Source organism: Streptomyces sp. NPDC002104 (genome assembly GCF_053593795.1).
In genome coordinates, this window is sequence record NZ_JBSFDF010000093.1 from 1 (window position 1) to 14067 (window position 14067).

Sequence of the window (14067 nt, forward strand, 5' to 3'; positions counted from 1 at the left end):
GGCCCGGCCGGCAGCTGCCGGCCGGGCCCCCTGGGCTTTGCTCACGCCCGGGTCCAGCGCGGGCTCGCCGTGGGGGCGGGCAGGGGTTCGGCTCCGGCCAGGCGCAGGCTGCGCAGCGTGGCGTCCGTCTCGCGCTGGAAGTGCGCGTAGGTGATCAGCCGCTCCCACAGCGGGTCGGGACGGCCCGGGACGGTGGCCCCGCGCGCTTCCCACTCGCGGGCGAGCTGCTCGAAGACGACCGCCTCGCCCGAGGGGACGGAACCGCCCGACTGCTGGCGGGGGATGCCCCCCGCCAGCGCGACGGGGGCGCGATCGGGTGCCCGGTGCCGGGCCGGGGACGGGGAGACGGCGTGTGGAGTGCCCATGCCCGCCCCAACGATTCTGCGGGCCCCCGGGGTACGCCTCACGGGGTACGCCTCCCCGGCCGGAGGGGAGGAGTGCGGGATACGGGGGCGAGCCGATCGGCCCGGCCGGTCGGCCCGGCGGTCAGCCCAGCCGGGTGGGCGACGAGGCAGCCCGAGCCAGGAGACGCGGGGTTCCGGTGCCGTCCGCCGGGACCGTCCACAGGTCCGTGGTGTCCACGGAGCCCTCGGCGGGCAGCGCGTAGGCGAGGGTCCGGTCGTCGAGCCAGAGCGCCTGATCGTCCACGCTGCGCTTCTCCGTCAGTGGCTGCTCCCGCAATGTCCGTAGGTCCAGCACGTGTTCGCGCCACAGGGACGCACCGCGCTGTACCCGCTTCTTGTACGCGATCCGGGTCTCGTCGGGGGAGAGGGACGGGCATTCGACGTTGGAGGCGAGGGTGGTGACGCTGCGCCGCGCGAGCGAACCCTTCACCAGGTACGTCTGGTTGCCGGTGGCGAGGGTCGCGTAGAAGGTGTCGTCGTCCTTGGAGAAGGTGACGCCCCAGAAGTTGGCGTCGCTCGCGCCGTAGGGGCGGCCGTCCAGCTCGATGGCGAACTTCTCCAGGTCCGGCTCGAGCGCCCCCGTTCGGGTGTCCACGATCGAGGTCCGGGTGGAGAAGAACGCGGAGCCGTAGGACTCCCCGGTGACGAAGACGGTCCAGGCGGCGAAGTGGCCGCTCGGCGAGACCCGGGCCCGCGAGGGGGTGCCCGCGAGCGGGAACTCGTGCCGCGTGCGCAGTTGGGAGTCCACGATCAGCGCCCGGTTGTTCTGGGCGAGGGCGCCCGGGGCCGAGCTCAGGCACACGCCGGTGCCGGCCGCGGCGTGGAACCGCAGGCAGGTGAGGCCCGAGGCGGTCCGCTCGTCCTGCGGTGAGCGGTCCGGTACGGAGACGAGGGCGCCGCGGTGCGGGCCCTTCGCGCCGTTGAGGAAGGCCAGGCCGCCGGGCCGGTCGAGCGCGACCTCGCCCGTGGCGGCCTTCGGGTCGCCCGCGCGGGTCTGCTCCGCGCGGGCGGCGGAGCGCACCACCAGCACGCCGGCCACGCCTCCGAGGAGCAGCACGGCCAGGGCGAGTACGAGCAGCCGGCGTGAGCGGGTCATCGGGTTCCTCGGGGGCGTCGGGGGTGCGGGGCCCCGGCGGCGGCGCCGTCCGGGGCCGTGGGGCGGAGTACGAAACCGGCGACGGCCGCGCAGCAGCACAGGCCGGCCGCGGCGATGGCGAGCGCGGGGCCCGAGCCCAGGACCGTCCAGGCGGCGCCGAAGGCCAGCGAGCAGCCGAAGCGGGACAGGGCCTGGCCGGTACCGACGAGCGCGATGCCGGTGGCCCGCAGCTTCGCCGGGACGGTCGCGGCCACGGCGGCCGGCAGCACCCCGTCGGTGGCGGCGTAGAACATGCCGTGCAGGGCGAGGACCAGGTAGGGGAGCGCGGGCAGGCCGGGGGCCCACAGGAGCAGCCCGTAACCGGCCAGCAGGAGGGCGTGCCCGGCGAGGAACACCGTGCGGCGTCCGATGCGGTCCGCCAGGGCGCCCGCCGGGACGGCCAGCAGCAGGAACACCGCCGCGGTGCCCAGGGGCAGCAGCGGGAACCAGCGCTCGCCGATGCCGGTGCGGTCCTGGAGCAGCAGGTACAGGAAGGCGTCGCTGACGGTGGCGAGCCCGAGCAGGGCGGCGCAGCCCGCCAGGGCGCGCAGCCGGGGCAGCCGCAGCAGGCCCAGCGCGTCGCGCAGGCTCACCGCGTCGGGCTTCGGGGAGGCGGCCTCGGGGGCGGCGGGCTGCCGCGGAGCCGGTACGGGTACCGGGGGAGCGGCGGCTTTCGGGCGTGCGGGCCGCTGCTGCGCGCCGGACGGCACGAACAGCAGGAGCACCACGACCCCCAGGGCGGCCACGCAGGCGCTGACCCCGAAGACGGCGTCGTACCCGTCGACCGTCAGGCTCAGGATGAAGAACGCGGCGAGCGGCCCGAGCAGGGCGCCGGTGGTGTCCATGGCGCGGTGCACGCCGAAGGCCCGGCCCTGCAACTCGGGTGGTGTGGAAAGGGAGATGAGCGCATCGCGCGGAGCGGTGCGCAGGCCCTTGCCGGTGCGCTCCAGGGCCAGGATCAGTGCCACCGGGCCGAGGCTGTGGGCGAGCAGGAGCAGCGGTTTGCAGAGCGCGGAGAGGCCGTAGCCGATGGATGCGATCAGCTTGTGGTTGCGGATCCGGTCGGCGAGGTGGCCGCCGGTCAGCTGGACCAGGGCGCTGACCCCGTTGTACAGGCCGTCGAGCGCGCCGAAGCCGAGCGGGCTCAGGCCCAGCCCGGCGACGAGGTAGAGCGGCAGGACGGCGGTGACCATCTCGGAGGAGACATCGGTGATCAGGCTGACCGTGCCCAGTGCGAGGACGGTCGAGGCGACCGCGGGTGCGTGGACGGAGGATCCGTCGGCGGTGGTCTTCGCCTCCTCGGGCGCGGAGCGGTCCGCGAGGTACATGCTGTTCGAACTCCCGGTCCGGCGTCTGAACTGAACGGTGAGCCAGTCGTACGTGCGAATGGCACCTTAATCGTTGTACGGGCCAACTGGGCTGGATACGGCGGCATTCGGCCGACCGGCCGACCGGCCGGCCGGCCCGAACCGCTCAGCCCTGCCGGCTGCTCTCGTCGCGCAGCCAGGTGGAGAAGTCCCCGCTGCGGATGGCCTTGCGCGACCCCCGGCGGGCCACGAGGGCCGCCACGACGAACACCAGCACCCCGGGGAGCAGCCGCGGCTGGGCCCGGAGCAGCGCCCGCAGGTCTCCCGTGCCGGTGCGCGCGGACGGTGGGGCCTGCGCCGCTGCGGAAGCCGTGGCCGCCTGGAAGCGCTCCAGCTCGGCGGAGGAAGTCGCCGCCCGTACCCGGCGTTTGATCAGGTCGCCCCAGGTGCGCGGCGGCAGGACCACGACCCGGGCCGACTCCACCACCCGCCGTTCTCCCGGTGCGAAGGCCAGGGACGCGGCCAGATCGTCGGCCATCAGCGGCGGCAGGGCGGCGAGCCGTGCGTGCCCCGTTTCGGACACGGCGATGACCCCGCGCCCGAACAGCCCCTCGCGGACGGCCGGGAGCAGTTGCCAGACCCGGTAGTAGGCCCGGACGGGCCAGGCGCAGCCGGTAAGCGGAATGTCCCGGCCGGGGGCCGCGGCCAGGAGGGCCGGGCTGGCCGCGAGGGTGTCCGCCAGGGCCCGTACGTCGGCCGCGCCGACCACCACGTCGGCGTCCACGTAGAGGCGGGGGAAACCTTGTGCGTGCTCGTCGCCCGCCCGAAGTGCCGTGTGTTTCGAAGGGGTCGGGATCTCGACCACCCGTACGCGGGGGCCCCGCGCGGCGGCCACCGCGGCGGTGTCGTCCGTACAGCCGTTGCACACCACGACGATGTCGGGTCCGGCGGCCGGGGCCGCGGACGGTTCGGACAGGAGCGCGTCGAGGAGCCGGCCGATGACCCGCCCCTCGTTGTGGGCCGGGATCACGATGCTGGTCACACCGGAAGTATGCATGGTCGAACGCCCGTACCGACCGATTCCTCCAACTCTCCCCGGGGGTAGGCCCCGTGGTCTAGATTGAACCCAGCCGACCGGATTCGGCGTGCTTCGGCAACGCCGTGATCCACGCTGTAGTCCAGTCGGCGCAGGGTAGTTGGGGCAGGTTTACGGGTTCGGCGGCTTGGGGGAACAGGCCGCCTGCCCGTGGCCGGCCGGCGCGAGGGGTGCCGGACGGCCGGGGGGCGGAAGTACGTGCAACACGTACGGCATCGGTCGTGGGGGCCATCACCGTCGGCGGGTCATGCGCGGGTCGCACAGGCGCCCGGCACGCCCCCGGCGGCACCCCCTTCCTTCGCACGCGTCCCGGCCTTGGGTCGTCGACACGCCTGAGGGCGTGCGCGGAAGGAAAGGGAATGCTGTGAAGGACACCGCGAAGGACGCCGGGCGGGACGCCGCGGGCGCAGGTGCGGGTGCGGGACGGACCGAGCCGTTAGGGGTCGCCGTCGTCGGAGCGGGCTACTGGGGCCCCAATCTCGTCCGCAACTTCCAGTCGAGTCCGGAGTTCAGGCTCCGCTGGCTCTGTGATCTCAATGTCGACCGGGCCCGGCAGGTGCTCGGCGGTTACTCGACGGTCCAGGCGACCGCGGACTACGCGGCGGTCCTGGCCGACCCCGAGGTGAAGGCCGTCGCCGTGGCCACCCCGGCCGGCACCCACCTCGACGTGGCCCTGGCCGCCCTGCGCGCCGGCAAGCACGTCCTCGTGGAGAAGCCGCTCGCCGCCACCTACGAGGACGGGCTGCGGCTGGTGAACGAGGCCGAGGAACGCGGCCTCACACTGATGTGCGACCACACCTACTGCTACACCCCGGCGGTGGCCCGCATCCGGGACATGGTCCGCTCCGGCGAACTCGGCGACATCCAGTTCGTGGACTCGGTCAGGATCAACCTCGGGCTGGTCCAGAAGGACATCGACGTCCTGTGGGACCTGGCCCCCCACGACCTCTCGGTGCTCGACTTCATCCTCCCGGACAACGTCCACCCGGTCGCCGTCGCCGCGCACGGGGCCGACCCGATAGGCGCCGGCCAGTCCTGCGTGGCCTATCTGACGCTCCAGCTCAACACGGGTGCCATCGCGCACGTCCACGTCAACTGGCTGTCCCCGGTGAAGGTCCGCACCACCATGGTCGGCGGCTCCAAGCGCACCCTGGTGTGGGACGACCTCAACCCCACGCAGCGGGTCGCCGTGTTCGACCGCGGAGTCGACCTCACGGCCCCGCAGGAGATCGGCGCGGACGAACGCCGCGACATGCTCGTCTCCTACCGGACCGGCGACATGGTGGCGCCCGCGCTCGGCGAGAAGGAAGCCCTGCGCAGCATGGTCGAGGAGTTCGCCGCGTCGATCAGGACGGGACGGCCGCCGCTCACCGACGGCCGGGCGGGACTCCAGGTCCTCGACATCCTCGAAGCGGCCTCCCGCAGCCTGGAGTTCAAGGGCGCCGTCGTCGGACTGCGCACCGGACGTTGAGCGTTGAGGATCCCGCCCGGGCCGCCGCGTGCGGCGCTCCGGGCACAGCAGAGAACACCATGACCGACTCAGTAGGGGCAGGGCGTTGAGCAGCGTACGAGGCAAGAGGATTCTGGTCACCGGAGGAGCGGGCACGATCGGCTCGCACCTGGTGGACCTGCTGGTGGACAACGGGGCACGCGAGATCGTCGTGCTCGACAACTTCGTACGGGGACGCACCGCCAACCTGGCCCGCGCCCTGCCGAGCGGGGTCGTGGACCTGGTCGAGGGCGACATCCGGGACGTGGCCGCCGTGCGCAAGGCGACCGAGGGAGCCGACTTCGTCTTCCACCTGGCGGCGATCCGGATCACCCAGTGCGCGGAGGAACCGAGGCTGGCCAACGAGGTGATGGTCGACGGCACGTTCAACGTGCTGGAGGCCGCCGCGGCCGCCGGCGTGGGCAAGGTCATCGCCTCGTCCTCGGCCTCGGTCTACGGGATGGCCGAGTCCTTCCCGACCACCGAGCGCCACCACGCGTACAACAACGACACCTTCTACGGGGCCGCCAAGGCCTTCAACGAAGGCGTGCTGCGCAGTTTCCACGCCATGTACGGGCTGGACTACGTCGCGCTGCGCTACTTCAACGTGTACGGCCCCCGGATGGACATCCACGGGCTGTACACCGAGGTGCTGATCCGCTGGATGGAGCGGATCGCCGCGGGCGAACCGCCGCTGATCCTCGGCGACGGCACCCAGACCATGGACTTCGTCGACGTCCGCGACATCGCCAGGGCCAACCTGCTGGCCGCCGAATCGGACCTGACCGATGAGGTGTTCAACGTCGCGAGCGGCTCCGAGACCAGTCTGCTGGAGCTCGCCAACGGCCTCCTGGAGGCCATGGGAGCCGAGGGGCTGACGCCGGAGCACGGACCGGCCCGCGCCGTGAACGGGGTGACCCGCCGGCTCGCGGACACCTCGCAGGCCGCAGAACGCCTCGGGTTCACGGCGCGGATCGACCTGCGCAGCGGGCTGCGGGACCTGGTCGAATGGTGGCGGGCCGAGCGCGCGGAGGCCGCGGAGGCCACCGCCGCGGCGGAGGCCGGCCGATGAGCGCCGAGGACACGGGGGCCGGGGCCGCCCCGGCCCGGATCCCCGTCATGATCCCGTGGCTCGGCGAGGACGAGGCACGGGCCGCCGCCGACGCGGTCCTGTCCGGCTGGGTGGCCCAGGGACCCAGGGTCGCCGAGTTCGAACGGGCCTTCGCCGAGCGGGTGGGCGCGGAGCACGGCATCGCGGTGAGCTCGTGCACCACCGCCCTGCACCTCTCGCTCATCGCCCTGGACCTCGCCCCGGGCGACGAGGTCGTCGTCCCCTCCCTGTCCTTCATCGCCACGGCCAACGCCGTGCGCTACGTGGGCGCCCAGCCGGTGTTCGCGGACGTCGAGGAGGCCACCGGCAACCTCACCGCGGCCACCGTGGACGCCGTCCGCACCCCGCGCACCAAGGCGGTCATCGCCGTCCACCAGGGCGGGGTCCCGGCCGACGTGCACGCCCTGCGCGCCGCCTGCGCCGACTGGGGCCTGGCCCTGGTGGAGGACGCCGCCTGCGGCATCGGCGCCACCGTCGGAGGCAAACCGGTCGGCCAGGGGGCGCTGCTCGCCGCCTGGTCCTTCCACCCCCGCAAGGTGATCACCACCGGCGAGGGCGGCATGGTGACCACCGACGACGCCGCCTGGGCCGAACGGCTGCGCAGGCTGCGCGAGCACGGCATGAACGTGTCCGCGGCGCAGCGGCACGCGAGCAGCAAGCCGATCGCCGAGAGCTACCTGGAAGTCGGCTACAACTACCGGATGACCGACATCCAGGCCGCGGTCGGCCTGGTGCAACTGGGCAAACTGGACGAGATCGTGGCCCGCAGGCGGTTCCTCGCCGCCCGGTACGCGCAGCTCCTCGCCGGGGTCCGGGGTCTGACCCCGGTCCGGGACCCCGGTCACGGCGAGGGCAACTTCCAGTCGTACTGGGTGCTCCTGGCCGAGGACTTCCCCGTCGGCCGCGACGAGCTGCTCGCGGTGCTGGCCGAGGCCGGGATCTCGGCCCGGCGCGGGATCATGGCCTCCCACCTGGAGCCGGCGTACGCCGGTCACGGTGCGGCGGCCCTGCCGGTGACCGAGCGGATCACCCGCGACTCGCTGATCCTGCCGCTGTTCCACACCATGACGGAGGAGCAGCAGGACCGGGTGGTGGCGGTGCTGCGCGAACAGGCCGACGGCGGATGAGCGGGGCGCACGGTTCCGCGACCGGCACCGCGCCGACCGAGGAACTGCTGATCGTCGGCGCGGGCGGCTTCGCCCGGGAGACCGCCCAGGCGGTACGGGACGCGGCCGCCGCCGACCTGGTGGCCGGCCGGGCCCCGCGCCGGCGGCTCGCCGGGCACCTGGACGACAACCCGGCCCTGCACGGCACGGAGGTCGACGGCGTGCCCGTCCTGGGCGGCACCGGCCTGGTGCACGAACGCCCGGACGCCCGCGTGGTGGTCTGCGTCGGCAGCCCCCGCGACTACGGGGTACGGGCCCGCCTGGTGCGGCGCCTGGCCCTGCCCGCGAGCCGGTACGCCACCGTGGTGCACCCCACGGCGGCGCTCTCCGGGTCCTCGGTCCTCGGGCCGGGCACGGTGCTGCTCGCGCACTGCGTCCTGACGGCCGCGGTACGGGTCGGGGCCCACGTGGCGGTCATGCCGCACGTGGTCCTCACCCACGACGACGAGGTCGGGGACTTCGCGACCCTGGCCTCCGGGGTCCGCCTCGGCGGCGGGGTCCGGCTGGGGCGCGGTGCCTACGTGGGCGCCGGCGCACTGGTCCGGGAGTACACGAAGGTCGGCGCCTGGTCACTGACCGGGATGGGAAGCACGGTCCTGGCCGACGTACCGGCCGGCGAGGTGTGGGCCGGAAGCCCCGCCCGCCGGCTGCGCGAGGCGGGGGGCCCGGCGCTCGACGAGCTCCGGGCCGATGAGTTGGAGACCGGCCGCGGGCCGGAGACACGGATGGGGAGCACAGCCGCATGAACCAGATACCGCTCGTCGACCTGAAGGCAGCGCACGCCGAGGTCGCGGACGAATTACGTGCGGGATTCGACCGGGTCCTGGCCGACACCGCCTTCATCGGCGGCGAGGAGGTCCGGGCCTTCGAGCGCGAGTACGCGGCCTTCGCCGGGGTCGGACACTGCGTCGGCGTGGCCAACGGCACCGACGCCCTGGAACTGGCCCTGCGGGCCAGCGGGGTGGGCGTGGGCGACGAGGTCGTGCTGCCGGCGAACACCTTCATCGCCACCGCCGGAGCCGTCGCCCGGATCGGCGCCAAGCCGGTGCTGGCCGACTGCCTCCCCGACACCCTGCTGCTGGACCCGCAGGCCGCGCTCGACGCGGTCACCGGGGCCACCCGCGCGGTGGTCCCGGTCCACCTGTACGGGCAGTGCGCCGACACCGGCGCCCTGGCCGCGGCCCTGCCCTCGTACGCCAGGATCGTCGAGGACGCCGCGCAGAGCCAGGGTGCCTCCCGCGAGGGCCGCACCCCCGGCAGCGGCGGGATCGCCGCGACCAGCTTCTACCCGGGCAAGAACCTCGGCGCCTACGGGGACGCGGGCGCGGTGGTGACCGACGACGAGGAGACCGCCGACCTGGTCCGGGCGCTGGCCAACCACGGAGGCGTGGCCAAGTACCGGCACGACGTGGCCGGTTTCAACAGCAGGCTCGATGGTCTGCAGGCCGTCGTGCTGCGGGCCAAGCTGGCCCGGCTCGACGCGGGGAACGAGGCCCGCCGGGCCGCCGCCGCCCGCTACGACGCACTGCTCGCGGACCTGGCGGCCACCGGACGGCTCACCCTGCCGGTCACGGCGCCCGGCAACGTCCACGTATGGCACCTCTACGTCATCCGGGTCAGCGGCGCGGACCGCGACGCGGTCGTCGGCAAGCTCAACGCGGAGGGCATCGGCGCCGGGGTGCACTATCCGGCCCCCGTCCACCTCACCCCGGCCTTCGCCCACCTCGGGCACGGCCGCGGAGCCTTCCCGCACGCGGAACTGGCCGCCGACCGGATGCTCTCCCTCCCGCTCTTCCCGCAGATCACCGCCGCACAACAGCAGCGGGTCGTGGACGCGCTCTCAGCAGCGCTGCGCTGACGCCAGGCGTCGCATCACCCCAGGCACTCCCAAATGAGGTTCGGATGAACAGACGGACAAGGCTGCTGCGGTACGGGCTCTTCACCGTGGTGGCAGCCCTGATGGCGGCGGCGCTGCCGCCATCGGTGGCGGTCGCGGCAGACCCGTGCGGTCCCGGCTCCAACGCGATCGTGTGCGAGAACTCGAAGGCGGGCACACCGATGTCCGACTGGTTCGCACCCAGCGCCTACGGCGACATCAAGGGCTTCCCGGCCCAGACGAGCGTGCAGGCGGGCGAGACCCTGCAGTTCAAGATCCAGTCGCCGACCGCCTACAAGGTCTCGGTCTACCGGCTCGGCCACTACGGCGGTGACGGGGCCCGCCTGATGTCGACCGCCGCGCAGGCCGCCCAGACGTACCCGGCCAACTTCCCGCAGAGCGGCAACCCGGCGGCCTGCACCAAGAAGGCCTCCACCGGGCTGGTCGACTGCGGCAACTGGCCGGTCACCGCGAGCTGGACGGTGCCCTCCGACGCCGTCTCCGGCCTCTACATCGTCAACTTCGACCAGGCGGACGGCAACGGGGTCATGCCCTACCCGTTCGTGGTCCGCAACGACGCCAGCCACTCCGACATCGTCGTGCAGACCAGTGACCAGACCTGGCAGGCGTACAACAACTACGGCGGCCAGGACCTCTACGACGGCGCCGGCCCCGCGCCCGACGGCCGTGCCTACGAGGTCAGTTACAACCGGCCGATGGACATCGGCGGGGAGAACGGGATCTACGGGTCCGAGTACCAGATGGTCGCCTGGCTGGAGCGCAACGGGTACGACGTCAGCTACATGTCGGGCATCGACATGTCGACCCGGGGCGCCACCCAGCTGCAGAACCACAAGGTGTTCATGTCCTCCGGGCACGACGAGTACTGGACCCAGGACCAGTTCACCAACGCCCTGAACGCACGCCACGCGGGCGTCAACCAGACCTACTTCGCCGGCAACGAGGTCTTCTGGAAGACCCGCCTGGCCCCCAGCATCGACGGGGCCAACACGGCCAACCGGACCCTGGTCTGCTACAAGGAGACCAAGCTCTCCTTCCCGCAGCCCAACGGCATCCCCGACCCCAGCGGGATCTGGACCGGCACCTTCATGGACCCGGCCAGCTCCACCAACGGCCGGCCCTACCAGCCGCAGAACCAGCTCACCGGCTCCCTCTTCACCGTGAACGGCTACCGCAGCGACGCGATCACCGTCCCCGGCGCGTACGCCAAGATGCGGCTGTGGCGCGGCACCACCGTCGCCAACCTGACCCCCTCCCAGACCGCCACCTTCCCCGTCGGCACGCTCGGCTACGAGTGGGACAGCGACGTGGAGGACGCCGCGCGCCCGGCCGGGCAGATCGCGATGTCGTCCACCACGGTCGACATCACCGACGGCAAGTACCGCCTCGACTACGGCAACACGTACGGCAACGGGACCGCGACGCACAGCCTCGTCGCCTTCCGGGACCAGACCTCGAACGCCCTGGTCTTCGGCTCCGGCACCGTGCAGTGGTCCTGGGGCCTGACCAACATGCCGACCGGGAACCCGGACGACGCGGTGGTCACCGAGGACAAGCGCATGCAGCAGGCGACGGTCAACATCTTCGCTGACATGGGGGTCCAGCCCAAGTCCCTGCAGAGCAACCTGGTGGCGGCCACCGCCTCCACCGACCACACCGGCCCGGTCATCACCGTGACCAGCCCCGCCGCGAACGCCACGGTGCCCGCCCTGCGGCCCGTGACGATCACCGGCACCGCCACCGACAGCGGCGGCGGAGTCGTCGCCCGCGTGGAGGTCTCCACCGACGGCGGAACCACCTGGAAGGCCACCACGGGTGTCGGCTCCTGGAGCTACAAGTGGACCCCCACCACCCCGGGACCCGCGCAGATCAAGGTCCGCGCGGTGGACGACAGCGTCAACATCGGCGCCACCACCACCGTGCCGCTGACCGTCGGCCCGCAGCAGTGCCCCTGCACCGTCTGGCCCGCCGCGGCCGTGCCGGGCACGGTCAACGCCGGAGACGGCAGCGCCGTGGAACTCGGCGTGAAGATCCGCTCCTCGGTGCCCGGTTCGATCACGGGCGTCCGCTTCTACAAGTCCCCGGCCAACACCGGCACCCACACCGGCAGCCTGTGGACCAGCTCCGGCCAGCGCCTGGCCACGGGCACCTTCACCAACGAGACGGCCTCGGGCTGGCAGCAGCTCAACTTCTCCTCCCCGATCCCCGTCAAGGCCAACACCACCTACATCGCCTCCTACTTCGCCCCCAACGGCGGATACTCCTTCGACACCACCTTCGCCTCGGCCGGCGCCGGGCTGGCCCCCTTCACCGCGCTCAAGAGCGGCACCGACGGCGGCAACGGCGTCTACCGCTACAGCGGCACCGGCGGCTTCCCCTCCACCGCCTCCTCCGGCAGCAACTACTGGGTGGACGCGGTCCTGGACACCGCCACCGCCAGCACGACGCCCCCGACGGTCACCTCGACCAGCCCGCAGTCCGCGGCGACCGGCACCGCGATCACCGCGGCCGTGAAGGCCACCTTCAGCACGGCCGTGGACGCCGACACCCTGGTGTTCACCGTCAAGGACCCCGGCGGCGCCACCGTCCCCGGCAGCAAGCTCCTCGACGCCTCCAACAGCGCCACCTTCACCCCGTCCACCGAACTGGCCCTGAACACCACCTACACGGCGTCCGTCCAGGTCGCCGACCTGTGGGGCAACGCCATGGCCGCGCCGGTCACCTGGACCTTCACCACCAGCACGAGCCCGCCCGCGGTGAACTGCCCCTGCACCCTGTGGGGTCCGAACGCCACCCCGAGCACCGCCAACGTCGGGGATGACACCAACTCCGTGGAACTCGGCACCCGTTTCCAGTCCACGGTCGGCGGCTACGTCACCGGCATCACCTTCTACAAGGGCCCCGGGAACACCGGCACGCACACCGGCAGCCTCTGGTCCGCCGACGGCACGCTGCTGGCCACCGGAACCTTCGGCAGCGAGACCCTGTCCGGCTGGCAGCAGCTGCACTTCACCACCCCGGTGGCCGTCACCGCGAACACCGAGTACGTGGCCTCGTACCACGCGCCGAACGGCAAGTACTCCGTGGACGGCGGCTACTTCGGCGCCGCGCACCGTTCCTACCCGCTCGTGGCCCCGGCCGACGGCGGGACCGCGGCGACCGGGAACGGACTGTACAAGTACGGGGCGGCCACGGTCTTCCCGAACAACACCTTCGGATCGGTGAACTACTGGGTCGGCCCGGTCTTCACCACCACGCCGCCGGCCCCGCTCGCCGAGGGATCCACGGAGGTGACCGGCCAGTGAGCACCGTCAGTGTGGTGATCCCCTGCTACAAGTACGGCCACTTCCTGGCCGACTGCGTCAAGAGCGTCCTGGACGAGCAGGAAGGCGTCGACGTACGGGTACTGATCATCGACGACGCCTCCCCCGACGATTCCGCGGAGGTCGCGCGCGCCCTGGCGGCCGCCGACCCCCGGATCGAGGTCCGGGTCCACGAGCAGAACCAGGGACACATCGCCACCTACAACGAGGGCCTGCTGGAGTGGGCGGACGGGGACTACGTCGCCCTGCTCTCCGCCGACGACCGGCTGGTCCCCGGCGCCCTGGTGCGCGCCGCGGCCCTGCTCGACGCCCACCCGGAAGCCGGCTTCGCCTACGGCAGGCCGCTGCGGTTCCAGCACGGCGGGCCGCTCCCCGCGGCCCGTACCCGCTCCACCGGATCCGTGGTCTACCCCGGCCGGTGGTGGCTGGAGCGGCGCTTCCGGGAGGGCACCGGGTGCATCACCTCGCCCGAGGTGGTCGTGCGCACCAGCCTCCAGCGCAAGGTCGGGGGCTACGACCCGGAGCTTCCGCACGCCGGGGACATCGAAATGTGGATGCGGCTCGCGGCCCACGCCGACGTGGGCTACGTCCGCGGCGCCGACCAGGCCTTCTACCGGGTCCACGGCAACAACATGTCCACCACGGACTTCGGCGGACAGCTCGACGACCTGCGCCAGCGCCTCGTCGCCTTCGACTCGGTACTGGAGAAGTGCGCCGGCCTGCTCCCGGAGGCCGGCCGGCTGTCGACCGCGGCCCGCACCCGGCTCGCCCGGTACGCGCTGCGGCGCGCCTACCGGGCGTACGACCGCGGGCGCACCGGGGTGGTCCCGGTGGAGGAACTGGAGGCCTTCGCCGCCGAGTGCCTGCCGCAGTACACCTCGCTCGCCGAGTACGGGGCCCTGCGCCGTCGACGGCGGATCGGGGCCCGCACGATGCCGTACCTCCAGCCACTCGTTCTCTCGGCCGTCGCCGACCGGGGACGCGAATGGCTCTGGTGGCAGTCCTGGAAGCGCCGAGGGATCTGATGACACCGCACCACCGCCCCGCACCAGGGGCGTGGGCGGCCCGGCGGCCCGCTGTTTCAGAACTGGTCCGGCGCGGCACGCCCGTCACCCGGTTCCGGATCCGCGACGGCGCCC

Annotated in this window: 11 protein-coding genes; 7 read left to right on the top strand and 4 right to left on the bottom strand. The window is 72.9% G+C overall.

Features of this window, described 5'->3' with window-relative positions; translation table 11 throughout:
- Positions 1-41: 41 nt before the first annotated feature.
- The 4 genes from ACWCP2_RS37255 to ACWCP2_RS37270 form a co-directional block, all read right to left on the bottom strand.
- On the bottom strand, positions 42-365 hold the full coding sequence (locus tag ACWCP2_RS37255; RefSeq protein WP_450912970.1) for a hypothetical protein: 324 nt from the start codon (positions 363-365) through the stop codon (positions 42-44).
- A 121-nt stretch (positions 366-486) separates the two neighbouring features.
- A complete protein-coding gene (locus ACWCP2_RS37260) occupies positions 487-1500 on the bottom strand; it encodes a TolB family protein (protein ID WP_450912971.1) in 1014 nt (337 codons plus the stop codon).
- A complete protein-coding gene (locus ACWCP2_RS37265) occupies positions 1497-2867 on the bottom strand; it encodes an MFS transporter (protein ID WP_450912972.1) in 1371 nt (456 codons plus the stop codon). The genes ACWCP2_RS37260 and ACWCP2_RS37265 overlap by 4 nt, the downstream gene beginning before the upstream one ends.
- Before the next feature lie 145 nt (positions 2868-3012).
- Positions 3013-3888, bottom strand: a complete 876-nt coding sequence (locus ACWCP2_RS37270) for a glycosyltransferase (RefSeq protein WP_450912973.1) — start codon at positions 3886-3888, stop codon at positions 3013-3015.
- 418 nt (positions 3889-4306) lie between these two features.
- On the opposite strand from ACWCP2_RS37270, the gene ACWCP2_RS37275 reads away from it, so the two are divergent.
- The 7 genes from ACWCP2_RS37275 (at position 4307) to ACWCP2_RS37305 (ending at position 13953) form a co-directional block, all read left to right on the top strand.
- A complete protein-coding gene (locus ACWCP2_RS37275) occupies positions 4307-5413 on the top strand; it encodes a Gfo/Idh/MocA family protein (RefSeq protein ID WP_450912974.1) in 1107 nt (368 codons plus the stop codon).
- 85 nt (positions 5414-5498) lie between these two features.
- Positions 5499-6503 (top strand): NAD-dependent epimerase/dehydratase family protein, encoded by a 1005-nt coding sequence (locus tag ACWCP2_RS37280; protein WP_450912975.1) that lies wholly within the window; start codon positions 5499-5501, stop codon positions 6501-6503.
- On the top strand, positions 6500-7669 hold the full coding sequence (locus ACWCP2_RS37285; protein WP_450912976.1) for a DegT/DnrJ/EryC1/StrS family aminotransferase: 1170 nt from the start codon (positions 6500-6502) through the stop codon (positions 7667-7669). The genes ACWCP2_RS37280 and ACWCP2_RS37285 overlap by 4 nt, the downstream gene beginning before the upstream one ends.
- Complete coding sequence (locus tag ACWCP2_RS37290; RefSeq protein ID WP_450912977.1) at positions 7666-8454, top strand: NeuD/PglB/VioB family sugar acetyltransferase; 789 nt, start codon at positions 7666-7668, stop codon at positions 8452-8454. The genes ACWCP2_RS37285 and ACWCP2_RS37290 overlap by 4 nt, the downstream gene beginning before the upstream one ends.
- Complete coding sequence (locus tag ACWCP2_RS37295; RefSeq protein ID WP_450912978.1) at positions 8451-9566, top strand: DegT/DnrJ/EryC1/StrS family aminotransferase; 1116 nt, start codon at positions 8451-8453, stop codon at positions 9564-9566. Before ACWCP2_RS37290 ends, ACWCP2_RS37295 begins: the two co-directional genes overlap by 4 nt.
- A 44-nt stretch (positions 9567-9610) precedes the next feature.
- Positions 9611-12910 (top strand): DUF4082 domain-containing protein, encoded by a 3300-nt coding sequence (locus tag ACWCP2_RS37300; protein ID WP_450912979.1) that lies wholly within the window; start codon positions 9611-9613, stop codon positions 12908-12910.
- On the top strand, positions 12907-13953 hold the full coding sequence (locus ACWCP2_RS37305) for a glycosyltransferase family 2 protein (protein ID WP_450912980.1): 1047 nt from the start codon (positions 12907-12909) through the stop codon (positions 13951-13953). Before ACWCP2_RS37300 ends, ACWCP2_RS37305 begins: the two co-directional genes overlap by 4 nt.
- Positions 13954-14067 lie beyond the last annotated feature (114 nt).